Origin of the sequence: Bradyrhizobium sp. 137 (assembly GCF_023074095.1) — a bacterium.
Lineage (GTDB): Bacteria > Pseudomonadota > Alphaproteobacteria > Rhizobiales > Xanthobacteraceae > Bradyrhizobium.
Genome location: NZ_JADPKU010000008.1, coordinates 1 through 795 on the forward strand (window position 1 = coordinate 1; position 795 = coordinate 795).

Annotated in this window: 1 protein-coding gene; it reads right to left on the reverse strand. The window is 57.4% G+C overall.

Annotated features, from left to right (window positions below; translation table 11 throughout):
* Positions 1-538 precede the first annotated feature (538 nt).
* The coding region (locus tag IVA78_RS01820; protein ID WP_247463954.1) for a hypothetical protein at positions 539-795 on the reverse strand (257 nt) is incomplete at its 5' end.

Consider the following 795-nt stretch of genomic DNA (forward strand, 5'->3'; position numbering starts at 1 on the left):
CTCGGTCTTGGTGGCAACCGAAAGGCTCTCCTGCAGCAAAGCCTGCAGCTTCTCCTCGCCCATCCGCTGGCGCCAGCGCGTCAGCGAAGAGCGATCGAAGCGTTGTAAAGGTGATGGAAGAGGCGTCTGGCCTGCCTGCTGTCACAACTTCCGGAGGGGTGCTGGCGTCGCTTCATGCACTTGCTGTGCGGAAGGCCGCGGTCTTTACTCCCTACGATGAATGGCTCTCCAACCGTCTCGTAATGTTTCTTCGGAGCAACGGCTTTGGTATCGCGTTCCACGCGTGCGGGTTCGATCTGCGGACCACCCTTCAGGATGATTGTTGGCAGCCCATCAACGATTGGGTAGCAGCCCAAGTACCTGATGATGCTGACGGTGTGTTCATTAGTTGCACAGACTTCGGTTGGCTGCGAGGGATCGCTCCGCTCGAGGAGCGTATCGGTGGTAACAAGTAATCTCGCTACTCTCTGGCACCTCCTCCGAACCGTCAACGCGGATGACAAACTGCCCGCGAATCTTTCACGGCTGACGCAGGTCTTCAAATCTGGCTCGAGAAGGTGACGCCAGCAGAGTGGTGCGCGAGATTCCAGGTTTTGCAGTTGATCGATTTAGCTAGCGCTGCTTCTGCCGTTCGGGAGATCGGCATTAATGGATTAAAGTGACGATCGCCCGGTGTGCCGAGACGCTTTAGAGCCGGTGACCTTGCCCCCATATGTGGAACGGCCCGCGTGGCAAGAGCTTTTTCAATCGATTCACACATTGGGACGGTGCGGTCATATGTCCGGCCTTTGCGCG